This is a genomic window from Mesorhizobium sp. M0854, from assembly GCF_040319815.1.
In the GTDB taxonomy this organism is placed as follows: Bacteria; Pseudomonadota; Alphaproteobacteria; order Rhizobiales; family Rhizobiaceae; genus Mesorhizobium.
The window spans coordinates 57,042-83,880 of record NZ_JAMYOL010000023.1 but is presented as its reverse complement, the minus strand read 5'-3'; the positions used below and the strand labels follow the sequence as shown (position 1 = coordinate 83,880).

Genomic DNA, 26,839 nt, shown 5'->3' with positions numbered 1-26,839 from the left:
GAGAAGCGGCTACGTTTCATGTCCTGGTCCTCTCGATGGGCCAGAACGAACTTCAAACCGGATTAGATAAGAGGGGCAAGGTCATCAGCAACCAACGGCATCAGTGTTTCTACGGCCGTACAGCCCCTCGCGCGCGGTCATCTGCACCACGATGGAGCACTCGTTTCGATCCTCGAGGCCGTCGTCGGTGCGCCAGGCGAATGGGCTACGGCGCTGATTTCGACGGCCTCCCAAGGTCGCCGCATCGCCGTGTGTATCGACGACTGCGAATTTCAGGGCACGACTTGACGGGCCATTTTGGTTAAGTGCCCCTCGCGTTCACGATCTGCCTAACCAAGCTCGCAAACTAAGCTTCACTATTGTCGCCTCGGGACGGCTCGCATCCTAGAGCAGGAGGATGGCTCTGAGAGTGAAGCGCGTGCGCTCGGCCAGCGCTTCGGTGTAGCAGATGAATCGTTGGTTGCTGACGAGCTTGTTGCGGCTTCCGGCCATTATTTGCGCATGTGCAGAATGGCGAAGCGCTTGATACAAGCTGACGCTCGAGCGATCGGCTCTTATCGTCTCCATGAAGTTACTGCACCTATTGCGTTTTTATTTTCTATCTGCCAGTATTGTTAAAAGAGAGGGGGCGTACCTAATCGGTGCGCCTTAGTTCCCGTCCAGAGCATGTCATTTGCTTCTCGCGATATTGTATCTCGACAAGATGATTAGAGTTTTTCCGTCGTTTTGCCAGATCTGTTGATCGGCACACGTTGGTAACAGACATGTCCAGTCAAAATGACGACGATGTCAGGAAATCGCTCTTCGAACAGGGCGAGGATGGGACCGTACGCTACGAGACGCAAGTCAAACCTGCCGATAACTCGGGCTATGCAGGCGAGTTGCGGGGCTTCTATCCCGATACAAGTCCGCAGGGTGGAGTGGGCGTCTGGCTTCCCAAGTATAGCACCAAGGGCGGCCGTCCCGGCGGGACGCACGACGGTATCGACATCTACGCGCCGTATTTCGATTTCCCCCTCGAAACGCCGATATATGCGATGGTGTCGGGCACCGCGACCGCGAAGTCGAACGCGCTCGACCCGAACGACATCGGAAACAGAATCTGGCTCTGGCCTGAAAACGCAAGCGGCGACACCCGCTACATTTTCGGTCACCTGAACCGTTTCCGCGGCCGTTTCAAGCCTACCTACAATCCCGGCCAGGCCCGCAAGGTTCGAAAGGGCGAGCTGATAGGCTATGCCGGTCACAGCGGCAATGCCGATGAGCACAGGGAGGCATCGTCGATCGGGGAGTTCTATATAAACGCCGGTCACGTCCACCTCAAATGGCAGAAGGCGGGCGCGGTGGGCGACGGTGCGATCGAGCTCGGTTGGAAGCTCCGCTTCAACAAACCGGGGGAGCTGGGCCCGCTGCATCTCGACCAGTTCAAAACCCAGTTGCGGCTCGATACCAAGATTTCGAGATCCCCCCAAAAAGGATTGCTTGGAGCGCGATCGCGGGGGCCGGAAACAACTCCCTGGAACGCGCCGGCAACCAGCCTGGGCGAGCCGTTCGAACTGATCGACGTCGACGACCGGAACGCGCTCCACACGACATACAATGCTCACGCGCTGATGGCTAAGAGGCTGAAGTCGGAGCAGACGGCTCATCGCGACAGAGGCGTGGAGCGCTTTCAGAGCGATATCAACGAATGGGTGATTTATAAGAACAAGGAGACGACGGACAAAAGCCGACTCTACCGCCTGTTCGACGAAATAAAAACGCGGGCTGATAGTTTCAAAAAGAATGGTTCGGGAGAAGACTGCTCCACCGACGTTGTGCTTCTTCTGCTTGCGACCTACCAAGCGCTGTATGTGCTGATGGGAGGCCCCAGCCTTCACGACGTTGCCCGCAAGGCGCCTCCTGCAAGTTCCGGGGCCGTCGTCGACTGCGGCATCGGACCGGGCGGCACAGCGCGCGCCCTGTCGGCCGGACACGGCCAGGCGGTTATGCAGCACGTCTGGCTTGCGTACCGCAATGACAAAGGTGAAGTCGCACTCAGGGACACCGTGACCATGGGCGTGTCCTTCGGGGCTGGCACCGAATGGCACGCCATCATGGACGAGACGATCCTGGCCAAGGACCGCCTCCCGGATACGACGCAGCCGCAGAAACTCGTTCGCGAATTGGTGACGGCAACTTTCCGGCTCGGCGACACCGCCACGTATGTTTTCGATCTCGCGCAACGGAATTCCGCGTTGATCCGTACAGGGCGAAAGGACACCAACTACCGTCGCTTCAAGCAGATCGACGGCTTCGTGGACGCCATCGTCAAGCTCATCGCGGAGATCAAGGGACTCCTGCCTCATCTCGGCTGGAAGGAAGACGCGAATGGCGCGGAATTCAACGCCGCGAAGCCCGCGATTGCGACTCTCCTACAGCAGGCCGCAGAAACAGGCAGCAATGCACTGGACGCTGCCATTAAGGCTTTTGAGCAAGGATCGACTGCCGTACCGCGCGTCACGCCGCAGGTTGGCATGCTGTGGCTTGAGCCGTACCCGATCACGCAGAATTGAGGCGGCGGCTGTATGGACGACATCTTTTCCTTTCCGGCCAAGGCGACGTTAGAAGACCAGTTGGTCGACGTCGGGCTCGGCATAAGGTTCGGCAAGGATGACAAGGACCAGGAGACGCTCCGATTCTCGGCGTTTGATCCAACAGAGAAGAAGGAGAAGTGGGTCGAGTGGCCATTTGACAGGCCCAAAGGCTTTTCCGGATCGAGCTTCTCCTTCGAAACGCTCACGGACACCGTCTCGCTGGAGATAAAACTCCCTGATTCCGGAAAGAAAGCCTTTGGAGGCGCGGGAGTTGCCGGGTTCAATCCGTTCCCGGAACCCGATGGCGCCGGCGTCTCGGTCACTGCCAGCCTGGCCAGCGTAACGGTCGTGCTCCGCCCGCGGCCGGCCGGAAGTGACTGGAGCAGCGCGGCTCCCTGTTTCGCGCTTGTGGCGTGCTGGGATCTTGAGGTGAAGGAGCAGACAAGCGGCAAGTTCGGATGCGTGGACGAGACGGGCAAGTTCGGCACCAAGGCTGACGCCAGCATCGAGGTGTGCGTCGGGTTCTCAGCCATTTTTCCCAAGCTTGACCAGCTGGGATTGCCAGCATTGCAACTGCGCCTCGACATGCCTTCCTTCGGGCTGACCACGAACTGGCTGCCTCTTGGATTGTTCGACTTCGTCGTTCCGGAGGCGTCTCTTCCACCTTGGCCGCTATTTCGAGTGGACGGGTTGGTGAAATGGTTCTGGGACCTTTTGACGATAGCAAAACCAGAGATCAAGCTGCCCAACTTCAAGTTCGTCCTTCCGGAATATGATCTCGACATTCCCGCGACGATCGATCTCCCGCTCGGGATCGGCGCCGAGGAAACCTGGATACGGGTCGTGAGGCGCGGAGACGACGGATACGCGGTTGAGGCCGGCGCCAGGAATTTCATACTGACCTGGGGCGGCGAGCCAATTGAACTCGGCGGCACACTGATCCTCGGCTACAAGACGGCAGGCGGTGAGGAGCGCTATTGGGTAGAGGCTACCCTGATCGAAGGTCAGCACCCGCGAGCTGACGATCCCGAACCAAAGCCATACAAGTTTGCCCTTCCGTTCGACGTCTTAGCCATCGAGGCGGAATGCTGGCAGTTCAAGGTTGGCCTGTTCATGTCGAACAAGGGCGGAAAACGTGCCTGCTTTCAGGCCATGCTCGAGATCGGCGGACTGGACGTGACCAGTTCCTTGCGGGGCGACGAGGGGGGAAAGGGATTCTTTCACACGGACGTCCGCCTACTGTTGCGCGACCTGAACGTCATGACCAACGACATGACGTCTGGAAACATCTACTTCCTTGAAGGCGCCACCAATCCGAAATCAAAGGATGTCTTCGGCAGGTACCAGAAAGTGCGCATTGCCGCACTGAGCTTCGCCGCAGACCTGTTCGCGGCCCCGGATCCAACGAAACCAGCCAATGACTATGGTATGAAGTTCCTGGACGGCGAATTCAGGTCCGGCGAGCGCTTGCTCATTGCCTGGAGCCAAAAGGGCATGCAATTCCTCCGCGCGCTCGCGCACGACCTGCTTGGCGGCGAGTCCGCGAGCCAAGCTCTTCCGGATGAGGCCGCCACACTGTTTGCGCTTGAGTTCGCCCGCTTCGACCAAGGGACGGCGACCCAAGTTCGGCTGGACTGGCGACCATCCGACCAACCGGAGCTTCCGGCGCCTAACCCCGGCTCCCCGATCGCCTTGCCGCCCAAACCTGGCGCGAATGGCTGCATTCCAGTTACCGGCGACGCCATCCGTTTCAGCATTCCCGTGCAGTCAGGCGGCGTTCAGATCGCTCCCCCGGCAGGCGCGGTTTCCTTCGATTTGCCCGCCGTCAAGCTGCTCATCGCGCGTCCGGCCACGCAGTCGATCATACTTTCCCGGAGCTCGGACCGCAGCACTTCGGCCAGCCATCTGCTTCACTTCCCGGCCGCGACCGCGGCAAAGCCGAACGAGCCGCTTGCACCCCTCGCCTACGCACAAATCGGTTTCTCCCTTGCTGACCGCAATGACGCGCGCGAGGTTCTCGAAACCAGACCAACGGACGGAGGGCAGGGTCCATTCCTATCTCTCGCCGTCGGAACGTCGTTGAACAGACGCACCGCGCTTCGAACGATCGGCTGGAGGAGAGGGGCATCGCCCCGGTTCCTGCAGGTCCTGGATCGTCGCGCAAGCGCGCTCACTCCCATCATCTTGGACAAACCCGCCGACGGCGGCAGTGGCGATCCAGGCTGCCCCGGCCCTGCACCTGCCCCGACGCCAGTCGCGCGGCTCGATTTTGACGCATTTGGCACTCCCGCCTTTTCTGAGGGCGACTGGAGGCTGTCTGTCTATATCAAGGCGCAGAAGCAGCTGTTCAATCTGTTCGGCGACGGCAGCGACCAAAGCGTCAGCTTCGACATTACTCACATCTGCTTCGACGAATCCGACCCTGACGCGGCGCTCATAAAGACAAACCTTACCTTCAGGATCGGCGAGTTCACGGCCTCCGGTCAGGTCACTTTCCGCTTCGACGTGCGGGAGCTTTCCCTCTCGGTGCAGGATGGCGCGAACCTCGCCTTGAATCGCAAGGTCGGTAAGACCCCGGGCTGGGCAAAGGATGTGCCGACGATCCGCCAGCCCGACGGCTACCTGTACGGAGAGCCGCTTGCGTTCCTTGGCCTGGAAATGACTTCCTTCATGCCCAAGCTGAAGGACGACAAGGGCAACGAAGCGGACCAGCAGCCGGCCGAGATCGATTTCCTGACCCTGAAAATCGAGCGTGGCCGTTTCCTCCTTGCCTTGCCCGAAAACGTCTCCGTCATCCTTCGCTATACTGGGCTCGGCAACGACGCGCTGATGTTCATGGTCACGCGTCTCAAGATCGGCCCCGGCGGAGTGGACCTCGACGCCGAGCTGATGTCGGCCTCGTTGAGAGTGAAGGGGCTGAACAAGCCGTTCATTCTCGAGCAGGCCGACCTCAGGATCCGCTCCGGCCGGCTTGAGCACCTGGCGATCGCAGCAAGCGGAAGCTTGCCGAAGCTGCTCAACGACGCCCCGCTGAAGGTCGTGATCTCCTTTGTCCAGGCGTTCGCCGGCGGCCCAATCGACCTTGACGAGATCAGCTGCACGCTGGGCGAAAAGAACCAGCCGATCTTTACCCGCGGAACAAGGTTCAAATTCGAAATCTCGGCGCTCGACGTCCGATACGTCCGCGAGACCCCGAGCGGTGACAGGCATTTCTTCTTCGAAGTAAGCGGCTCCGCGCAGTTTACGCCGGACCATGGAGAGTTCGCCGGAGGACTGCTGGAGGACCTGAAGTCAGCGCGCATCGAATTCGTGCGCGCTCCGCTGACCGACGAGTTCCACAAATCTCTGTCGATGGTCGTGGAGCTGAAGCGGCCGGTGGAATTCCAGGTCTTCAACTTGTTCCGGATGGAGATACGCTCCATCGGCTTCGCCCCGAATTTCGACGGATTCGCTGAACCCGGGCCAGCGCTCATCATCGGAGGCCAGTGCGAGTTCGCTCGCTTCGGCGATGTGATCACGGCTGATATCAGCTTCCACGCAATGTACATAGGATTTCCCGAATCAGGAAGTTCGGCGCCGCAGGTGTACTTCGACAAGCTGCGGGTCGACATCTCCTCATCCGAGGGTTTCCGGATTGGCGGACGGGTCGACACCTATGACGACAGAAACCTGGCAGGCTTCGCCGGCGAAGGCACTGTAGCTATTCCGGGCTTTCCCGAGCTGTCGGCCGCTTTTTCCTTTGGGCGGCTGCGATCGTCGCCGGAAGACCCGTGGGTGCACGCCTGGTTCGTGGCGATCGAGGCTTCGAAGATCAGCTACCAGATCACTCCGCTTCCCATCTTCCTGCGCCAAGTCGGGTTGGGGTTTGGCTATCGCTTCACGCTGCCTCTGATCCTTGAATTCGAGAAGCAGAAGTCGATCGGGGAGTTGATGCGGAGCATGTTGGCTGCGCTGGACAAGCACCAGACGCTCGCCAGTATCGACAGCTGGCAACCCGATGTCGGCGCGTCCCGCCGCAGCCTGTGGACGATCGCCATAGAGGCGGCCTTCACGCTAGGCACCTCGCAGGCGAGGCCTTTCGACTACGATCCCAAGCAGGAACAGAAGCTCAAGACGCTAGTCGCCCAGATCATCGCAGCGTTCCGGTCCGACTTCACCCTTGTGTCCGCCGTCAAGATCTGGTTCCCCGTCAGCATCGATGATTTCTTCCTGAACAAGGAAAGCATGCGAAGCCGGCCGCTGGCCTCGGGCTTCATGATCTATTCGGCGCCGCAGAACCGGTTTCTCGCGCACGCCGCGAAAGGGCCAGATCCCTACATGGGCCCGAAGGACAAGCCGGTCCCCGAGATCGTCAAGGACATCCTGCGCAAAGTCCACTTCGAAGCCACCCTGCTCATTGAGCCTGGACTGCTTCATGGCGAGCTCGGGTGGCCCGACCGGCTAATGTTCAGCTTCGATCTCGGCGGTCTGAAGCTGGAATGCCGCGGCGGCGTACTGTTCCGCCTTGAGCGCGACGTGTTGATCCAGGGGACCTACTTCGCCGGGCGAGGCTCGCTCGACCTCGGCGGAGGAATCGACCTGGGATTCATCGGCGTTCGGATCGAGACACACGCCGTCGTTCAGTTCGGGTCGCGCATGTTGACCGCTCAGTATCCGCTGCGCCTGCTTGACAGCAAGATTTACGCCCAGCACGGCCTGGACATCGCAGTCCGCTTCTCCCTCAAAGCGTGGTTTCGCAAGAAGATCGGCTGCTTCAACATCAGCATCGACATAGATTTTTCCTTCGAAGTTCAGATCGCCGTCGCCATGGAAATGGGATGGGCCGGCGGCTTGAACCTCGGCTTCCGCGCCCGGGCGATCGTGATGGTCGCAGTGTTCGGACGACGGCTCTCGATCGCGGTGGCGGTAGGAGTCAACGAAGGCGGGGTGAACGGAGCCCGGCAGGCGCTGGGACCATACATGGGCTCGCTGCTCGAGGCAGGCAGGGCGCCGCCTATGCCTGGATTCGACAACGCCGGCCTCGGCCAGAAAGCTGTGGCGACTTTGGCCCGAAGGGCGCTTGTCATAGACGCCGAGGAGGACATCGCCGACCGGTTCGTAACAGCCCACATGGAACGAGGGAAGGACTCGGACGGCAAGACGAGCTGGTTTGTCTGGATCATGCCCGGGCACGATGCCGGAACGTGGGCTTACTTCTACCCACCCACGGGCGACGTTACCGAAAAAAAGCGAACCGAATACGCCATCCTCGATCTTAACTGGACCGAGGGTGACGTCTACTACCTTGGGGACACCGGCGCGTGGGTGAAGGCTGGTACGACCGTCACTCTTTATTCTTCGTCAGGCAAGAGGCTTTCTACCGAACAGGACGAGGGCCAACTGACGTTCTGCGTCGACAACCTGATCGCAGGGTGCTGGGTGCCAGATGCCGACAGTGACGACATCCCTTTCCCTGCATCCTGGCCGACTCCTGCACCGCCCCTCGCGGCGCCGGCAAAACCCGTCATCGCGGAGGCGCCGCTGGTGGACGCCCGCGTGTTCGAGCGTGATGGTCCAGCGCGCAAGCCGACCTATCAGCGCCACGGCACGCATGTCTACGACCAGACCCTTGCCGTCGCCCTTGACGGAGACGACGACGAGTTGGTCGCCGCGAACCAGCAGGCATTGGGCAATCAAGGCCTCGTCATGCAGGCCTACCACGATGAACTTGTCCGGATAACGAATTCCGCGACAGTCACGGTCGACGACAAGGGGAACGTTGCGATAAACGTGCCGCAGGAAGCGGCCGGGCGCCCAACGCCGTTCGACCTCGGAATGGTCATTTGCGTCAGGGCCGCCGAGAAGCCCGCCTGGATCAAGGAGCGGTCGGACGGCATAAAGTTTCCCACGCTCAAGTTCCTGCCGGCGTACGGCGGACAGGAGAAGAAACCGTTTGTGCTCAAGCCTGCGGTGAAGCATGAGCTTCTTGATTTCGAGCAGAATCCGCCCGCGATCCGAGACCTCACGACCTACTTCGACGACGACGTCATATCTGTCGCGTTTCCGATCGACTGGGGAGGGGACAGGCCTGAAGCGACCGACTTCGCCGGCAACGAGGTTCAGGACATAGAAGCGTTCGTGCGTGCCTATGAAATCAGCTTCTTCGATTTAGACAGCCAATCCGTGATCAAGACGGCAACCGTCTCGCCATCGGAAAGCATCGTGAAGCAAAAGGATAACTCATACGACCGCATAAACACGCGGTACAAGTATAGTGTTCCGAGTGCCCAGATATTGCCGGCAGCTTCGCTACAGGACAGCGGCCGGGTGCATCGGCTTGGCGTGTCGGTGGTGCCGATCAGCCAGACTGGCTTGCGCGGTCGAAAGATCAGCAGCACCGTTCGCTTTGAACCCTCCTCGACGCCACTTCCCGCTGATGCAGCCAGGCTCACCTTCAGGTACGACATCAGCAAAAAGATCAGAAAGATCTCCTACAGGCTCGATTGGCGCCAGCTCACTCTGCCGTCCAAGCCCGGCGTTGCCGTTACGCTAGGCTGGGATCTGATCCTGCGGCCCCTGCGGAACGTTCCCCTTGGTTCGTATCCTGATGGTACGCTCGACATAAACGACCGCGGCCTTATGAGCGCGACCGGACAGACGCTTATCGAAGGCGACATCGTAATCGCTCTCGATGATCAAGCATTCAAGAAGACAAGGCCGAACGCAGATGATCTGAAAGCTGATCGGGCGGAAGGCCGCGATCCGGCGGACTGGAAGATAGACCTCAATTTTGACAAACTCGGCGCAGGCAACTTGCCTGGGAAGGTCTACGATCACGCCGGCAGGTTCCAGGCCCAAGACACTAGCCTTTACGCCGAGGCAAAATCCTTCTTCAATCGGATTTCGGCCGCCGATCCTGGTGGAAAGGCATGGCGGCTGTTCCTCAGGGCGTCCAGCCAGCAATACAGGGACCTGCCAGCACAGCGTCTCGGGACAGGACTGTCCGGCCTTTCGGTGGTTGATCTGGCGCTCTCGATCGAGGACGACACGGCAGTCCCCGAACGCCTCCGGCCGCTGCCTCATTTCGAATGGATCAAGCCGGATGACAAACCGCCTCAAGTCAAGCATGCCGATCTGCGAAAGACGAAGGTTGGCGCTGTCACGGTAGGCGTGGTGTCCCCGCCTGAGGTGGACGGCAAACCGTTGGAAATCAGATTCGTGCCAAAACCTGGAACTGGCCGGGCAATCACGCTCGCATGGAATGCAGTTCCATCTCCATCAGAAAAACCGGCCCGGAAGCGTGGTGGCGATAAACCCCCTCCGCCCACTCCGCCGGCGGCCTTTGCTGGATACGATCTGTTCGAGCTTCGCCAGGATGCCCTTCTCAATGCAGACCTGATGAAGGGGAATGAAGAGTTCCGGCCTGAATGGAGATGGTTGAAACACATCGCGCCGACGGAGGCTGTGCTGGCCCGGCAGACGCCGCTTGCGATGACCGATACCACGAATTGGGAATGCCAGACTCCAGCTTTTGCCAAAAGCTCGGATTTCCTGTCCAAGACCAAGGTCGATCCACGCAACCAGTCGGCACGCTGGCCGGGATGGTACTCTTGGGCTGAATCGGAGCTGCTCTGGCCAGCGCCTTTCGTCTTCACCCACGGCGGCGACAAGCTGGATACAGAGTCGCCCACGCTGCCAAAAAAGGCGGACTCGAAGCTCTGCTATTGGCGCGATCACGGGTTCAGCGCGGCTAGGTGGCTGAGACACGACTATCTGGCAGCATTGATTGGCTGTCTCGTCTACAGGGGCAGGTCGCTATCGAACCCGCGCTACGAGGTTCAGGCCATGCCCTCGGGATCGTCCACAGTCACGGATCCACGCAAATGGCTGGATGCGAACAACGAGGGCGTCGATCCCTACGGCTGGGCCGCGCTTTCGACGCTCGGACTTTTGACGGCCTTCACGCTGCGAGACTCCGCGAGTGGCTTGCCCCTCTCGCCGGAAATGATCCTCTCTGAATTCACCGAGGCGCTAAAGCAGGTAGAAATAGCCATCGACGCTGCGGATCCGGGTCAACCTGCGAAGAGGATTTCGAGGCATCTTTTCGTTGACGTCCCGCTGCAGCACCTGCGCGCCTACAAGTCCAGGGAAGAACCGGAAAGCTTCGATGACGCTGGGCTCAGCCTGCTTCAGGTCTCGTTGCGGCCTCTGCCCCAACAGGACTATTCGCGCCTGAAATACGAGGTCTTCAAAATCACATACGTCGGCAGAGACGAGACTTTCAACACCGATTGCGAGATCATTTTCGCGAACTCGGAGCGTCCGTCGATAAACATGAAGGCAGACGGCGCACGCACGGTTCAGGCGACATTCAAGAACGGCGACATCGTGCTGGTGCGTTCTCGCGGAGGCGAGAGGGACAAGCTCGGATATTTCCTCCGGGAAATAGTGGGGAGTAAGCTCGATCTCGCGGATGCCTCGGGGAATGAGTATCCGGAGAGCCCCCTGCCATTGTTGCAGTACAGCGGCAAGGCCGACAGCGCTTACTCACCCTTTGGGCGCTTCGCGCCCAGAATTGAGGATTGGATTTCCCTTCTGGGCACCGACTATAGCAAGGACGATGAGTGGCAGGGTTCGACCCTCCGAGATTTCCTGTACTATCTGACCGAAGCGTTCCGCCGTCCGGAAGACGAAGACAAGCTGCCCGCCTGGCGCGACGAAATAATCAAGAACGGCGAACCTGACAGTCCCAAGGCCAAGTTTGTCCGTTCGTACCTCTCATGGTCGGCAAGGTTCTTCCGCGCGGCGCCTCTCGATGTGGGAGAGGGAAAGCGCTCCGAGGCCGACCCGGCCGCGTGGATGGCGGTGGCGCAGCCTAAGACGGTAGAACCCCAACGGACGGCAGCTGACGCTCGGGGAGTGATCACCCATGTGCGGTTCCTCGACGAGGAACTTGCCGGGGTTCGAACCTTCGCCGTCATGCCAGTTGGCCGCTACGACAAGTTCTGGGCCGGGCTGGAACTTGATCCTGAACCGGAAACCCGCACGGTCCAGGCCAAGCCGGAAGAGCCTCCCTACCGAACGCCCGAGCTCGGAGGGAAGGACATCATCCATGCCAAGATCGAGCGCGTGCGGATGCTCGAACCTCCCAAGCTGCTGGCAGCGCGCGCCGTTCGGAACGATAAAGGCCGGCCGTTCAACGAAATCATCCTCGCCCATGCCGAGCGCGAACTGTCTACGAGCAACACGACCGTGTCGGGCAAGCTGTCGTTCGGTGAGATCGAGCGTGAGCACACTCGGCGCTTCAAGCATGGCGACTGGATCGACGTGCTCAAAGATGACCGCGAATATGACGGGGTAGGGTCCTCTGTCCCTCAACTGCCGGCTCCGACGAGCAGGCTCAAGCCCTCTCCTGAAGAGCACCACAGTCACGCCTCAACTGCGGCGACCGTCCTCTTCGTTGCGCCGCAGGCGCGCTGGGGGGCGAGCCGCCACCTCGATGCGGCCGAACCTTTCTACTACGAACAGAGCGTCAAGTTGTGGGCGAAAGCCGGATCTGACGTGCGGTCGATCGAGAAAAAGACGGTGCTTCCGTCCCACGACCCGGATCCGCTCGCTCCGGCTCCAGAAGGCGGCAACCCTGTGGCGGCCAGTAATCTTAAGTGGCTGGACGTCCGGCCTGAACGCGAGCCATTCTATCAAATGCTGAAGAACGTGCTTTCCATCCATGAGATCGTAGAGCACCTTCTGCCCGAGGGCTTCGCGCTCGACATCAGGCTGCCCCGCTTTATCGAGAGCCTTAAAGAGGGAAGCCTCTCCGCTCATTTCGCCTATGAGGCAGACACAGGAGGCGGCAGCCGAAGACCGGTCGGCATGCTGCCTGACCGCGACGTGCGCACCCTGGTGCTTTCGACTGGCTATGGATCGGTCAGCACGATCGCCAAAATCTCGGCGAAGTCACAAAATGACGGGAATGGAGCCTTCACCAAAGAGACCCCCGCCGCGGAATTCAGCACCTTAATCGCTATAGGGCGGCCCGACAGTGACTGGCCCAAAGGCATTCATGCGCAGGTTTCGACGCGGCCCAATTTCAGCCTAGTCGAGACAAGCTTCGAGCCAGCCCAAACACTCAAGATCTTCATGCCATCCGGTTTGGGCGACTTAGATCCCTCGGGGCCGACCGCGGAGGATTTACTCCCGGAAGATACAATCCCGGGGACCGGGTCCTACCTCAACCTGGGGCCGCTTGCGCTTCGCCTCCACCTCTACGCAAACAAGCTGGCTATGACTGGCCCGCTGAACGGACCCCAATACCTCTGCCGGCCTTCCATGAACATCGACAAGGGTTCGCCAACGCTCACTCAAGCTGACCTGGCATTCGGAATGCGGCTCGCCGCCGATCGGGAGCGCGTGCTGGCGGCCGCGCTTGTCTGCCATGACTTCGATGCGACGGACGACGAAAACGGAAGAGTTCTCGATCAGGGCGCCCGGGAAGAGTGTCTCCGGGTGATGCGCCTAACGGAAGTTACTGATTTTGCGGTCTTGCTCGATCGAGGCAGCTACATTCCAGCAAAAGATGGCGAGATGCTCGCTGGCTGGAGCAAATTGGGAATGGATTTCTGGGAGCGCTATCGGCGCGACTCGGGCCTCTATGGCTGGAAGCTGATCGCGTCTCCGTCGGACAACGTCAAGGAGTGGGTGCTGCTTACCGTCGCTTCAGTTCGGGCAAAAGGCGCGGACATGAACCCGATCACGGACATCGTGGACTATCTGCAGAAGACCGGTCTCGCCTCCAGGCATCCCGACTTCGATCCTGCCAAGGTGCTTGCTACCAACGACGTGTTCACAAGCCTGGCGAAGCTTGCCTGGCGGAGCGGTCCGTTCCTGCAGCCGTCTGTTTTCGCACAGCGCGGCAACGAGCCGGCTGTGCGGTGGGGTTCAGTTGAAATGCCGAAAGTCAGCCAGCCATGACCAACAGAAATCTTTATCGTGCACTGTTTCCGCCCCACTACAGTCCACGGCTGCCGCCACAGCCTGACGACTCCGATTGGTCCCGTCAGTGGTACAGCCTGAACTTGCCGTACATCCGAGTAATGGGTCCTCTCTGGTCCTTCGGCGTCAAGCTGAAGAAATCCGGAGCGGTCAAGATTCTGCCCGGGGGCAAAGGCGACGCGGCCGCGCTCGCGCTTGGCCTTCTTTTCCAGGACGGAAACGCGGCAGAGCTTGGTTCTCTGAACGCATACCATCGGCCAGCCCTGTTTCGCGCGGAGATCGAAAGTTTTCTCCAGCCGATAAGGGAGGGCAAAGGCAAAGAAGGAAAGTACTCGGAGACCCGACTGAGCTTGCTTGCCGTCGATACGATCGATGGCAAGCATGCTAGTGGCGACCAACTGATCCAGCTCGACGAGGAAGACGTCGGTTTTTCATGGGACAAGAATAATGTTCCCGAGTCTTCAGACCCGATACTCGTCAGCACGTTCGGCGACAATCCTCCGCCAAAGCTGAACAAGAAGGCAGAGATTGACGCGACCTATCTGCCGGCCATGCAACTGATTCAGGGCCGGATCCGCTACAAGCCAAATTCCGCTTATCTCGCCAGGGTCCGCACGCAGCTGGGGCTCAACTCACCAGCCGGGGTTCCCAACGGAGACCAGGTCGTCCTGTTACCTGACGGCTTCTGTGTCGCCGGCAGCAATAGGCTGCCGTGGGAGTCGGCGGAGATATCGGGGTGGTTCAAGGCGACTTTTCGGAACTTCGACGGTGCCCCCAGGGTCGAGCGGGCCCTGCGGCTGTGGTTCGATCCGGAAGCCGAGAAAGAGGCGGGCAAGGACTATTCCAAAGTCGAAGGCAGCTGGCGCAAGTCCGTTGACAAACTGCAGCAGGCTCTGCAGCAGGCGGACGAGGTCACAGGCGGACCGGCCTGGCTGGAGGTCTCGCCCAACTCGGAAATTCACCCGGAGGATCTCTTCTGGACCGAGACGATGCCAAAAGAGGAGGATTGGCCCCTTTTCTCGCGATCCCCTGCAAAGGATTACGCTGTCGGTTTAGATACCGCCGGGTTGTTCGTCCGGCTGTCAGACAGGGCAGGGGGTTCAGGCGCTGTCACGAACCTGACGATCCAGCCGAAGAGCTTCACGGTAGAAACGTCAGGCGCGAAATCAGTCCGAATCTCAGGAACAGCGGGCATCGTCAGCAATGGCGCGGACAAAGTTCATGCGAAGTACGAATTTGACTCGAAGATTCGCGACAAGCTGACCGTGGGCGCTGGCAAGCTCATCGACAAGCCGGTGCCGCTTGCGCTGCCTCTCATCGAAACCGCCGAAATCGTCCGGCGCGCATGTGATTTGCCGCAGCCTGCCCCCGCTGACGAGCTTGGTCTCCTTTGGGCGTTCACCCCGGTCAAGGATGGGTGGCTCCACTGGCCATTGCCCAATGCCACCGCACCGAACATCGGCAGCCTGATTGGCGACGCGGTTCGCAGCGCGTCCGAGCAGCGTGTGGCAACGGACTACGGGTCGGGGATTTCGATTACCGGCGCGCTCGCATTTGGCAATTCTCCGGGGCGTTCGGGCTTCACCGAAGCGGAGAGACCGTGGTCACTCGCTCTTTCCGACGTGCAGGGAGCGGAATTCTACTTTGACCTGCTTGTCGAAGGCGAGCCAGAAAAGATCGGCTCGATATTGGAGGCCCGGGTCAAGCTGGATAACCTTTTGGTATCCTTCGACGGTATATTTCTGGCCACGGCATTCAGACAAACGCCGGAGCGCCTGCTTCCCGAAAAGGCGGAACGCGCGCTTGGAACGTTCGGCTTGCGGGGCGTTTCGCCCTCGAACCTGCGTGGCATCGAAGACCAGATGTGGAAGCAGTCTACCGCGGGGGCGGCGCAAGCAAAGGTCAGGCTTGCGGTTTCGGTGAATGACCTCACGGTCGTTACGACAGACAAGGGGCGAGGCAACCTCGGTGCCAATACCGAAGTCAGCCTGCTAACCGAGATGGCTGGCACCTCGGACCTGGCGAAGTCATGGGGCCAGTCAATGGTTCCCTGGGTCTGGCGCGAGCACGACAGGCTCCCTGTCGTGCAGTCTTTGCCCGTCGCCGCCGCCGGAAGGGCAAGAAACGCGCCCTCCTACGCCCGGGCGCTTGCTCCGCTGAGGCTCGCGAACCCTCCCGCAAAAAACGGGCAGCTCACCTACCTCGTCGCTGGATTGGACATGACACGGCCGTGGCTGGACCTGACAGTCAGCTCCTCCGGCAAGGCTGCAACCTTCGTCAAACCTGTCGGACAGGGTTCCTGGCGGGACGAGACCGTGATGGCGCCTACCACTTTGCCGTCCGTGAGCTTCGTAGTCGGCGCAGACCCTCGTCCGGGCGCGAGCAAGGTTGCAGATGACTGGAACGGGCTTCCAACCGCTGTCTCCGCCGAATTCCGCTATGACGTGGCGCTCCGCGACGAGCATAACGCATTCCAGCGAGCGCCGGCTCCTCCGGCCAGGAGAGGCGAACCGAAAGCAGCCTATGACAGCGAAGGGCCAACGGTGGATGCCGTGTTTGCACCGCTGCCGAACAACGGCCCGGATAACGGGCCCGAAACTCGGAGGAGGACGAATGGATGGGATGCCGTCCGCCTTTCAGTGAATCGCAAGGCTGCTCTGGCCGCGCTCGACGACCGAAACATGATCTCGTCGGTCAAGGACAGTTTGTTCCTCAGCGGCTTGTTCGGAGACATAAACTACAGGCTCAAAAAGCAAGTGGAAGTCAGCCCGGAACCGACTTTTTCTGGCGGGCAGCCCGACGGCGAGAGGCTTGTCGAGGCCATTGGCCGCTTGCGCATGGAATTCAAAAGCGCCATCGACACAAGCGGCACGATGGCGCTCGACCTTCTCGGCCTCCCGGCAGGCAGCGATCTTGTCGGACTGGCGGGCAAATTCCTGCGGCTGCAGGACCCGTCCGACGTGAGATTCGGCACGGCTTTCGCGACCGCCAAGGGAGGCTGGTTCATCGATCAGTACGGCCTGAGATCGGCGTTCCCGAGCGCGAAAGACGTTGTCGTTCGAAAAATCCAGGCGCCTGTTCCTGATGGCGAAGATTTCAAGCTCGGAGACGAGACGCGTCTTGTTACCCTCGTGAAACCCATCGAGGTTGATGGAAGGAAGCTCCGGTTCTGGTGCGCAGACGTGCCGGTTACCGGCGACAGCGCCGATGCGACGCTAGCGCGGTTCACCACTGCCGGTCCGATAGAAGACCGCGCCAACGCGTTCACGCGGGGACTCAACCATCTCGCCGGGTTTCGCTGGATGTTCGACGAGGAGGACATGGTTGGCGGCTTCGTCATCATCGATGGCTTTGCATTCGAGCCGATGGAACTGATCGAGTTCCATCAGAAGGGCGAGGAACTGCCGACCTGGGTGAAGGTACATGGCCGCCTGCATGTACCCGTGCGCCTGGATGGCAAGTCGCCTCCGCTCGACGCCGGCCCCGCGACACTGACTCTGGAGGCCGATGGAAAAGGTCGGTTCGGCGCGAAGCTGGAAGCGACGGATGTGGTGCTACCGCTGGCCAATCCCGAGACTTTCGATGGAGTGGCGCCTGTGCTTGAGGTCGCCAGCCTTCCGCAGCCAAACGATGACGCGGATGCCACGTTGCGCTTCGCGCTCGGAGGGGAGGAGTTTGCCTGCGGAGTCCGCGTAGCGCGCGAAGCGGACGGTGGAATCTCGTTCGTGAAATTCGCTGCCGAACCGAAGCCAAGTCCCAATGGATCGATCGATTTCAAGACCATGAGGGGACGGATGGGCCGCGCCGAGCGAAAGGACGATGGCGAACTCGGCCTGACTGAAAGACACCAGGCAGCGCTGTACTACGCGGTCGTCCTCGGCGAACCCGGGGCGCAACTATCCGGAGACTGCAAACTCGACCTTCTGGCGGACAGGTTCGGCAATTCCGGGACTTGTGAGCTTGAGTGGCGATTCTCTGCCAAGGAAGCAATATCAAACATCGGCGTCAGGAGGCACGTGTTCTCTACGGATGTCTTCGTCGTGCATTGGTCTGCGGATCAGCCATCCGGCAGCTTTCTTGGCGCAGCGAAGGTCGCGCCTTTTAGAGGGGCTGCCATAGCGACACTGAAACAAAGAAAACGTGCGGAGGAAGACTTTCCATCGTTCGAAATCAGTCAAAGCAGGTTGCGGGCGTATATGGGGCTTACGGTGGACGCCACGGCCAACACTGCTCCAGCGTCCCTTGTTCTTACGTACGAGAACGACGTCGGCTACAGGCTGGCCGGGACGCTCAAGCTGTACAGCGCCCTGACTTGGCCAAGGCTCAAGATAGAAGCCCTCGGCAGTGACTGGCAGGTTGCAAGCTTCTCCGCCAATCCAAAACTTGGAGGGCGATTTGCGCACGAGGCGACCATACGTTTCGACGGCCAGAGGCTCATGCCATTGCAGCTGTCCGATCCCGTGGAAGAAGCAGACTTCGCGATACCCCTGATGGTGGATGTTGAACATCGCGTTACCTCGGGCGAAGCGGGAAGGGAGGTCGGAATCGGACAATCGATTACGTGGCGGACGTTTCAAGTCGTTCGATTGTGGCCAAGGAGCTTGTTCGTAAAAGCATTGGCCAAGTGGGCAACTCCGGCGGATACTAGCCCGCCGGCCATTCGCAAGGAACGGACTGGCGTCGCACCCTGGCAGGACAAGCTTGCCAGCCCGATCGCCGAGTATGCAGCGGGCGGCTCTGTCTTCCAAATCGCTGCGGTCAACAACGGCGGGTTGTCCGGCAACCTCGCAAAAGCTCTGGCTGAGTACCTACCCGCCTCCATCGCGGTAGAATTCTCCGACCACGTTCTCCTCGCATTCAGCCCGGAGGCGAGAGGCTACGCGAAGCTGGGCGCGAACCCTGTTTTGTGCAGCTTGCCAGCGCTTGGCTTCGCCGGAGCCGATTCGCTTCCTTCCGACCAGGCACTTCCCTTGAGCCGGATGCTGGCCTGCCGTCCCGAGCAGGATACGAAGGTCTTTCTCGGGTACGCCGACCGCTACGAGGCTCACGTATTTCCCGCGCTCGACCCGCGTCTTGTTGATGAGGCGATCTCGCGGGCCAGGCAAGCCCCGGCGAGGCGAACCCGCGAGGTCGCAGACATACCTTGTGCTGCGACAGATTTTGACGGGACCAGAGCTCATAGGGCGGTTTTCCAGTCGCTGACATTCAAGCAGGTCGACAAGAAGCTGGTGAAGGTGCCCGTCGATGACATGCCCACCGCCGCCACTGCGTTTCACCTGTCGAGCCTTTTCGAGAACCAAACCGACAAGAAGACCGGGGCGCTGCTCGATCCATCGCCCTTGGCAATTGGCTTTGTTGGCTCCGGTCACGTCGGTGGACGGGATTTTTATATCCGACCAGATGAGAATGACAATCCACTGGAGAAAGGGTCAGACTTCACAAGGATCGACTATGCATCGGCACTGGCGCGGCTGCGGGATTGGGGCGTGCGCAACATCGTTGCTGGCCCAGTAGAACCCAGCCACGGTCTGAACGAGGCGATGGATGCGGACGCAACCTGGACCGTGCTTCTCGAGACGAGGTCCCGGGACGGTTCCAAGCTTATCTCCGCTGCAGAGACGAAGATCACGGTTCGCGAATCCAAAGACGTGGAAACGCTGAAAAGCAACTCAGGCGCGTGGGCGATAAGCGCCCTCCAGCGGGCCGCACCGTGGGCCAGAGTCGGTCTCCTGACAATGCGAAGGCAGGACTTCGGCCTGGAACTTGAGGAGAAATGGGTCGAGGTAATCGAAGGAGCGGATCTTCGCGACATGCAGATCACTACCCGAAAGCTGTCTCCAAACATTTTGGTGGCGCCACAACCGCAAATGGAGCGATGGCCGGTACATGACCAGCCTGCCGCTCCCACCGGCTATATGCCGGCCGACATAGGGCCAGCGCTGTTTGCCAGTGACGACCTGAAAGAGCCGATGGGAGCGGCCGGCGGAGCTCGGCTGACCGCTACCGGGGTCGAAACGGCATGGCGGCTCGTCTATGGCCCTCACGCCATACTCGAGGATCGCACTGACAAGGATGTACCCGATCCCGATCCGTACAAGCCGCGGCTTCGGGAGAGCGAGTCGTTCTGGATAGCCGATCGCGAGCGTGTAGGGTTTCGACCTTTTGCGCTGGCGCCAGACGCAGGGCCGTTCGACCTGTCGTTCGCACTTCCCACCGGCTTCGACGAGGCGTCACCGCGCGCCCTGCAGCCGGCGTCCGTTGTCGCTGTCCCGAAGCGCGAGGCGGTCGAGCGGAAAGCCTACGAGCAAGCATATGCGCCGGCGATTATCGGAACCAGCCGGATTTCGGTCCGCCCGGGAGCCTGGATGTCCATGAGGACAGGATTCTCGCATGTCCGCTTCAAGGATGAGGAACTGCATCTCGCTCGATCTTCAGAGGCGCCGGTTAATCTGCGCCTCCCACGCCCGCCATTGCTTGCGGTCAACGATCGGCCGCGGGGAAGCTCGCATGAGGAAGGCCGCCATGTGGTAGTTTCGACGACGCAAAATTTCATGCTGCACGGTCCGCGCGCCGCACGCCCCGGAGAGAATTCCTTGCCGGTCGGACTGGACCGGGCGCCGCGCTCGCTCTTCGCGACCAAGCTGGAGCTGGCAAGTCCAGCCGATGGCGTCTTCCCGCCGGATTGGGACGGATCGATCGCAGTCAGCGTGGCGCAGTGGTTCGGGACAGTGGAGGGCGCCATCTGGGAAATCAAGAATGCGGCACTGGTGGCCGCCGGCCAGCGGTTTCTGGCTACGAAGATTCCCGAACGCAAGGAGGACAAGGAAATCAAGCCTGACGACCCGTATGGAAGAACGTTCTTCTTTCGTGAATTCTCTGGAGCGCCTGGTTTTCTCCGCGGCATGCCTCCCGCGACCCAAGTTGAGTTTGAATTGAATGTCGAGTGCCGTGAAGCTTCAGTGCGCCTCTATCGGCAGGCCAGATTCACGCTTCTCACGACCGGGACCGGAGTCGCCCGAATAGAAACGCCTGTGTTCACTCGCTTCGATGATCCTGAATTCAACGATATGCTTGGCGGCCTCGCCAAGGTCGAACGGAGGCGATCAGCATACGACGCTGCCAGCGACTTCGTCCTTGCGGCAGACGTCGGGGAGATGAGGCCGGACTATAGGCTGGAAGTCGCGCTCGCGGTACTGCCCGCAAGGGCAGGGGACGATGTTGGCCTGAAGTTTCGTGCGACCGATGGCCCGGATGGGAACAAGGCCCTCGCTTACGAGATCGACAAAGGCATGACCCCTAAGACCAAGCTTGTCCGCCTTGTCCTCTCAAGAAAGCGAAGTGGCGAAGACGCCAGGATCCTGACCCCGGCCGGCGACCGGCAACCCGTCACGGGTGCCCGTTTCGTTATCGGAAATCAGCAGCAGGCGTTCCTGCTCGATGCGGATCCCGACACCGTGACCTGGTTCCACCCATTGACGATTGAATGCTCGGCCCTGATGGACGGCGACCGCCCAGGCTTGGCGCCGGATGACCAACTGTCGATAGACTTCTTCCTTGGCGAGTGGGACAAGGACACGAGGCCGCCACCTTTCGCATCGCTGCTGATCGACGTATCGGATCGGCCGACCTTGACCGCCAACCCATCAGCTTTCACGCTAGTGGCGTACTCCGGGCCTAAACAACAAGACAAACTGAACGTTGCTCTGGAAGCGCGCTTTTCGGCTGCGCTCTACGCCAACGGACCCGAACCTACGCTGATCGAGATCGTCGACCCCCGCGATATGCTTGACGGGCTGGTCCGCCGTCGCGGGACATACCTTTGGCGCACTTACGACACGGCTGCGGATCAGGAGGAGCTGCGCTACGCCCTCCAGAAGCTCAACCTCGTCGGGGCGAGCTGGCTCCCCAACGATCTTGACGGGAGCTGGTACCTAACAGGGTGAAGGCGGCCCGAGAGCAACCCGGTCCACCAAAGGCATTTCAAAGAGTTTGAATTGTTAGCATCCACGGGAGGATAGGTGATGAACAGCGATTGGAGTGTCGGTTCAATCAGCGAGATGGTCTCAGCGCTAATCGCGCTTGCCGCCTTCGTAGGCGTTCTTTGCGAATACCTGCAGACAAGACGTCGAAGACGATTGGAGCTGGCCCAGGAGCTAACCAGTCAGCTCGAACTAAATGAGATCCTGCGGTTTGCCACTACGAGTCTGGACTGGGGGGCAGGGCTGGTTCCTGTGCCCTCAGAATGGCGCGCGATAGTGGACGAGCCGGCCATCGAGCCAAGTCTGGAGTCGATGCGGATCGCCCTGATCCCAGAATTCTCGCGATCATTGCAGCAAGACAAGATTGCGCTCATGTACAGGCATTCATTCGTAATCCTTTTCAATCATTTGGAACGAGCGAAGGACCTTTGCGAAAAGCGGGCAATCCTGATTGAAGATTTGTCGACACTCGGCTGGGTGTCAGCCCAATTGGTGGATTGGGACTACGCACCCAGAACACTGGCACGTAGGTTTTTCATGGACGCGCTGCGCGGCTGGTATCCCGGCTCTAGGCTAGATGAGTTCGTTGAGGAGTTGGCGTCGCGCTTCCCTCAGAGGAGAACGGCAGCCACGCGGCTCTCGCGCGAGAGTGTCGGGGGGCCAATCACTGATAGAGTTATGCCCGACGAACACACGAACCGGAGCTGAGGTGGGCTATTTCTGCCGTACTAATCCATCGTGCGTTGCGCTTGGCCTCCGAGCTCAGACGAGACCTCGTCAACGCTGATCAGCAGTCGTTTGTGATCAGGGGAGTTAAACGAGCTATCCCGCCGTATCAGGTAATAGAAAGGGAGGTAAGAATGCTAAGGCTAGTTTCAGCTGCGTCAATCGTATTGGTAAGCACGATGGCACAAGCCACTGGGTTCATATGCGAGTTCACAAAGGACTCAAAAAGACCGATTGGAAGCAAACCTTGCTATATGGATACCGATAGTGGCAAGAGGCATAACTGCGAGTACGCCTACCCGAACGATGGAAAAAATCCAAACGTACCAACAAATCTGGTAGGCTTCTGCCTCCTCAGTGGAGACTCGAAGAAAATATGGATATCTTGTGGGTTCAGCAATTTCTACAAGCCGGTCGTCGCCGAAAAGCTGTCCAAGACTCTTCCGGGCAGCAAGCCGATCATAGACCCGTCTTGGGGTATTCTGTCTGTTGGGTGGAGCACATCTGTTTTCCACGACGATTTCGATCAATACTTTACCACGGGAGTCAATGAGCCAATTTTCGAAGTATTCTGCAGTGTTGCGGACTAGCGATAATTTTCTTGCGTTCGCCCTAACCAAATCTGGAAGCGTGCCGTTGGGGGAGCCCCTAACCCCAACCGGGGGAGGCGGTGGGCCGCAGGGGCCGAAGCGTTGGTCATACTACCAGCGAGACTTCAGCGGCGCCGGGTCCAGCGGCTTGGTCTGTGGTGTCGATGAGGCTTGTGGTTGTGACCACCATGGCTCTAGCTACGGGAATCCCCGCTGGCCAATGGTCGAACATATTCCGCCGCTAGTGGAGAGACACAGTCAGGTCCGCAAGGAAATCAGGCCATGTGGCTGAATCTCGCGAAGGGCGGCAGTGCCTCTCGCGCTTCCTCTCTCGTCTTCCTGGTCAGTTTCTGAACCGATGCCTTGTCGTAGGACCAAGCGTCCGCGCGTTCGGCCTCGAAATGCTCGATCGATGGCCTCTCGTAGAAAAAAGCGCCGACTGTTTGCGGAGGCAGGTGGGGGCGATCCCGGCCTGCCGAAGCAGGGCGCGGACCTGCTTGTGGTGCAAGTCGGTCTTCTGGCAAAGCTCGCCGAGCGAGACGAAGCGGGTCCTAAATGCTTCAGCACTGTCTCGGGAAACAACTGGGATCATCCGCCTCGCATCCTGACTGAATTCCTCGATCAGGGCCAAATGACCTAGTCCGATCAACGCGTTCACGACTCGATCGTGCGTTCCCGGAAGGAAAGCTTCCGTCTCCTCCCTGGTGAGGTTGGTTCGCTTCTCGCTCGAACGAACGATCCGCGTCACCTCGTCGGCATCGAGCAGCAGGCCCAAGTAGTCCATCCTACCGGCCAGCCTGCCTTTCCAACTCAGCTTCCCGGTGAAGACCATGTCAAGAAGGCGCGGAATAGTGCAGGTGGACGCGCGGCGCGCGCCGATAACATCGACCTGGCGTTCGGTCGGCTCCGAAACCTCGCAAGCGCCGTCGAAAAGGCGGGTGCGAAGCTGTTCGACCGCTTCTGTCGAGAAGCGTCGCTTCGAATTCCTTCGGGAGCCTGTGTCTGCCAACGCGGAAAGGTGGCCGCCGGCGACCAGTTCCTTCAGGTGCAGGCGGGGAACGCCGAGAAGCTTCTCGACCTCGGGAGCGGTGATCGCATCCTTGAGTTCTGCCACCACGCGATGGAGATCGTCCGACTTCACCAGAATGCGATGATTCATGATACCGGACTGCTCCCCCGCTTCCTCGACGCCCATCCGTTTGAAGAGGCGACGGATGGTGAGTGCGTGGACTCCAGAGTCGCGGGCTGCGGTGCGTACCGTGTGGACCTTCCGTTGGCCCGCGATCTCGCCAAGGACTTCAGTGCCAGGTTCGATCGGCTGGTCTCGATCGCGAACCTGCGCACGGCGTCACGGAGCTTGCCGTAGGCTGGGTCATGGGCAGTCTTCTGGAGCAAGCCATACGCGTAGCCATAAGTGTCCCGGGGCACCCAGAAGCCCCGTGTCGAAGACTGTGCTTCGTTAAGCCGTCCGAGAAGCGTCCGCAGGGAGTCTTCGCCGGCGCTGGCGATGCGAAATCCTTCATCGGCAGCCGCGGCCCAGTCGGAGGCGGTGAACTTTGCGACCTTGACCTTCGGCTCGTGCAGCGAGGAAACGCCGAGGGCCTCGCAGAATGGCCCCGCCACGTACAGAGGGAGGTCGTCCAGCCAGTTCTCCTGCGACCGAACTCCGCGCAGCCGATCCTGAAGCCATGCCTGGAAAGGAGACGCGCCCGCGGCAGAGGCCGCGTCCGCCATATGGGGAAGGCTCGGCATCAACCTGCGCATGGTGTCGCTGAAATCGAAAGGAGCGAAGGGTGTTCGTATCGGCTTCGTCGCCGTTAGAAAGACTCCGTGCCGAGTACAGGAACGGAAATGAGACAATGTCCATTCAAGCCGGAGCCAAGGCCTGCTGCACAAAGGTCCGTCGTAACGGTCCAGATCTTCTTGCACGCAGCGGGCACAGAACCGGAATACGTCCGGTTGACCGCAAGTCGGACGAATGTCTCGTCGGCTACCTCGTAGAACTTGCCTCCCTTGGGGACTGGCGTGTACCTCAGCAGCTTTTCAGGGTCTGCCCGCCCAAGGGTGGCAATGTCACGCACGACCGACGCAATGCCCTTATCGAGGCTCCGCTGCTGGATGCACATGTCACGGAGGAAATCCCTGAGTGATCGGCCGTTCAAAGCGGCGAGGCGGGACCCGAATCCCGCCGCCGGCTGCGGTTCGTCGAGCGGATAGGCAAACGCAAGCGGTTCGAGAGTCCGCCCATTGGACCTCATGGTCCGTCCTCCTCGATCATGAACATGCCAGGCTCCAAGCGCATCCAGTCATCCACGAGGAAGGGGTTCATTTGTCATGCCCTCGGGCTTGCGAATGCTCGATATAGGCGAGGGCGAAATGGTCGCGCGTCAGGGTGGCGGCATTTTTCGAGGCCGCCTGCTCGATCGCGGCGAGGATCACCTGAGCAATGCGGCCGTACCGATACCTGGCCGCATGCGCGATACGTTCCGGAAGATCGCTCTCCAGGGTTCTGCTGGAGTCCAGCCCGGGCGCTTCGCACATGGCGGTCACGACATTGAGGATGAGGATGCGCTCCTCTGGAAGAACGACATCTGGAAGGTGAAGGTGCCGTGCGCGCCGCTCGATCTGCTCGTCAAGCTTGGCCAGGGAGGTGATGCTCGGCATTCCTGACATGACGAAGCTGACAGGCCAGGGCTTGTAGTTTATGACACCCTTGAGTGCCTTTCTGACAGAGTCTCGCTCCCTGTCGGATTCGGTGAGTTTCAGCAGGTGCTGCGTCTCGTCGATGTCAATGAGGAGGACCTTTCGCAAGTGCAACTGCCCGGGAAGGATGTCCCATACTTCGCCCTGTTCGTACTAGCGGGTGATGCTATAGCCAGCCTTTTGCAGGATATTCAGGCCCAGGAACTTGAGGGTCGAAGGCCCCATCAGCGTGAGCGAGATGACGGACTCGATGGTGCCATATGACTTCTGGATCGGGGCCAGCGTGGGGTTTTCCTCAAGCATCCGATCCACCAAAGTGGTCTTTCCCGCCCCGCTTTCGCCGGTCACGAACAAGATACGGCCGTCATCACGCCGACGGTTCTTCTTCGCCAGCATCATCGTTACGAAGCGCGACAGGATCTCTTTTGCGACCTGGTCCCGGCCACAAGGCACGTATACGCTTTTTACGCGTTCCAGCACGTTCTTGACATGCTGCTCGTTCTCGCTGAGGCGGCCGGAAATCGTATCCAGGAAGTCGTCATCGGACACCGTGTCGTTCCATTCCGACTGGCCCGTGCCATCAACATGTTCGCCGCTGGTGCGCAATTCCCGATCAAGTTTAGGATTCATCGATCTGGCCTCCCTTGTAGAGATTCATGCTGCCACCGAAGGGCGCTGGCTTAGCTGGTTGGCTGGACATGTCTTGATTTGAAGATGGGGAAGGCAGGGGAGTTGTAGGTTCTGCCGAACGAATCCTGCTGCGCTTCGACACCGCAACCTGCTCTCCCAGGTCCTGATCGTCAGTCTCCTCGGAGCCGTACTCAACCGAGCCAAGGCCGGCCTGGCCTGACCGCTCGATCAGCCCCAACACCATATCAAATTATCAAATTGCTTCTGTGTGAGTTCGTGCGAGGGAAGTCCTGCCGCCTTCATCGCGCTGTGGGAAAGCTCGAGAAAGTCCCGGTGGGCGTTCAGGCGAAAAGTTCGGCCGGCCTCCTGTTCCTTCCGGACGAGTTCCCGGACCTGGCAGCCGCGGGATGATCGGCGGCTTTCGCGAGCAACAGGGTAATTTCGTCATCGTCGAGCATGTCGGTGAGACCATCCGTGCAGACGACGACATCTCCGGCGGCGGCGTCGACATACGTGACGTGCGGTTGAAGTGGCAGCGGCGTGACAGTACCGCCAAGCGACTGCGCTGAAGGCGGAGTGACCCGCGTGGGCTTACACGCACTGCAAAGCCGCCAGCGCCACTCCATGGTTACCCCTCGCAGGAAGCCCGACAGCGAGTCATGAT

At 60.0% G+C, this 26,839-nt stretch carries 10 protein-coding genes and 1 pseudogene; 6 read left to right on the top strand and 5 right to left on the bottom strand.

Annotated elements, in window-relative coordinates; translation table 11 throughout:
- Window positions 1–384 precede the first annotated feature (384 nt).
- Complete coding sequence (locus NKH99_RS25620; protein ID WP_353016290.1) at window positions 385–567, bottom strand: hypothetical protein; 183 nt, start codon at window positions 565–567, stop codon at window positions 385–387.
- 197 nt (window positions 568–764) lie between these two features.
- Between NKH99_RS25620 and NKH99_RS25615 the strand changes: the two genes are divergently transcribed.
- The 5 genes from NKH99_RS25615 (at window position 765) to NKH99_RS25595 (ending at window position 22,842) form a co-directional block, all read left to right on the top strand.
- Window positions 765–2,555 carry a M23 family metallopeptidase gene (locus tag NKH99_RS25615; RefSeq protein ID WP_353016288.1) on the top strand — a complete coding sequence of 597 codons (1,791 nt, stop codon included), beginning with the start codon at window positions 765–767 and terminating at the stop codon, window positions 2,553–2,555.
- Window positions 2,556–2,567: 12 nt separating this feature from the next.
- Entirely contained in the window at window positions 2,568–13,526 is a 10,959-nt protein-coding gene (locus NKH99_RS25610) for a hypothetical protein (protein ID WP_353016286.1), read from the top strand.
- A complete protein-coding gene (locus tag NKH99_RS25605) occupies window positions 13,523–21,490 on the top strand; it encodes a hypothetical protein (RefSeq protein ID WP_353016284.1) in 7,968 nt (2,655 codons plus the stop codon). The genes NKH99_RS25610 and NKH99_RS25605 overlap by 4 nt, the downstream gene beginning before the upstream one ends.
- 78 nt (window positions 21,491–21,568) lie before the next feature.
- Complete coding sequence (locus NKH99_RS25600) at window positions 21,569–22,234, top strand: hypothetical protein (RefSeq protein WP_353016282.1); 666 nt, start codon at window positions 21,569–21,571, stop codon at window positions 22,232–22,234.
- 41 nt (window positions 22,235–22,275) lie between these two features.
- A complete protein-coding gene (locus NKH99_RS25595) occupies window positions 22,276–22,842 on the top strand; it encodes a hypothetical protein (RefSeq protein WP_353016280.1) in 567 nt (188 codons plus the stop codon).
- Between the two features lie 343 nt (window positions 22,843–23,185).
- On the opposite strand, the gene NKH99_RS25590 is transcribed toward NKH99_RS25595, so the two are convergent.
- From NKH99_RS25590 to NKH99_RS25575, 4 genes and pseudogenes are all read right to left on the bottom strand, one after another.
- Window positions 23,186–24,037 carry a hypothetical protein gene (locus tag NKH99_RS25590; protein WP_353016277.1) on the bottom strand — a complete coding sequence of 284 codons (852 nt, stop codon included), beginning with the start codon at window positions 24,035–24,037 and terminating at the stop codon, window positions 23,186–23,188.
- Window positions 23,998–24,828, bottom strand: a pseudogene (locus tag NKH99_RS25585) (TniQ family protein); the annotation flags it as partial. The pseudogene NKH99_RS25585 and the gene NKH99_RS25590, both read right to left, overlap by 40 nt.
- A 339-nt stretch (window positions 24,829–25,167) precedes the next feature.
- The gene (locus NKH99_RS25580; protein ID WP_353016274.1) at window positions 25,168–25,506 is read right to left on the bottom strand and encodes a hypothetical protein; all 339 of its coding nucleotides are present in this window, start codon (window positions 25,504–25,506) and stop codon (window positions 25,168–25,170) included.
- A gap of 192 nt (window positions 25,507–25,698) precedes the next feature.
- Window positions 25,699–26,175, bottom strand: a complete 477-nt coding sequence (locus tag NKH99_RS25575) for a nucleoside/nucleotide kinase family protein (RefSeq protein ID WP_353016271.1) — start codon at window positions 26,173–26,175, stop codon at window positions 25,699–25,701.
- A gap of 407 nt (window positions 26,176–26,582) precedes the next feature.
- On the opposite strand from NKH99_RS25575, the gene NKH99_RS25570 reads away from it, so the two are divergent.
- Window positions 26,583–26,744: a hypothetical protein gene (locus NKH99_RS25570; RefSeq protein WP_353016268.1), complete on the top strand. Its 162-nt coding sequence runs from the start codon at window positions 26,583–26,585 to the stop codon at window positions 26,742–26,744.
- Window positions 26,745–26,839 lie beyond the last annotated feature (95 nt).

Coding starts and splice junctions, on each gene's coding strand:
- NKH99_RS25570 (WP_353016268.1), top strand. CDS start 26,583: ATGATCGGCGGCTTTCGCGAGCAACAGGGTAATTTCGTCATCGTCGAG.
- NKH99_RS25580 (WP_353016274.1), bottom strand. CDS start 25,506: ATGCCGAGCATCACCTCCCTGGCCAAGCTTGACGAGCAGATCGAGCGG.
- NKH99_RS25600 (WP_353016282.1), top strand. CDS start 21,569: ATGAACAGCGATTGGAGTGTCGGTTCAATCAGCGAGATGGTCTCAGCG.
- NKH99_RS25590 (WP_353016277.1), bottom strand. CDS start 24,037: ATGGGCGTCGAGGAAGCGGGGGAGCAGTCCGGTATCATGAATCATCGC.
- NKH99_RS25610 (WP_353016286.1), top strand. CDS start 2,568: ATGGACGACATCTTTTCCTTTCCGGCCAAGGCGACGTTAGAAGACCAG.
- NKH99_RS25620 (WP_353016290.1), bottom strand. CDS start 567: ATGGAGACGATAAGAGCCGATCGCTCGAGCGTCAGCTTGTATCAAGCG.
- NKH99_RS25615 (WP_353016288.1), top strand. CDS start 765: ATGTCCAGTCAAAATGACGACGATGTCAGGAAATCGCTCTTCGAACAG.
- NKH99_RS25605 (WP_353016284.1), top strand. CDS start 13,523: ATGACCAACAGAAATCTTTATCGTGCACTGTTTCCGCCCCACTACAGT.
- NKH99_RS25575 (WP_353016271.1), bottom strand. CDS start 26,175: ATGAATCCTAAACTTGATCGGGAATTGCGCACCAGCGGCGAACATGTT.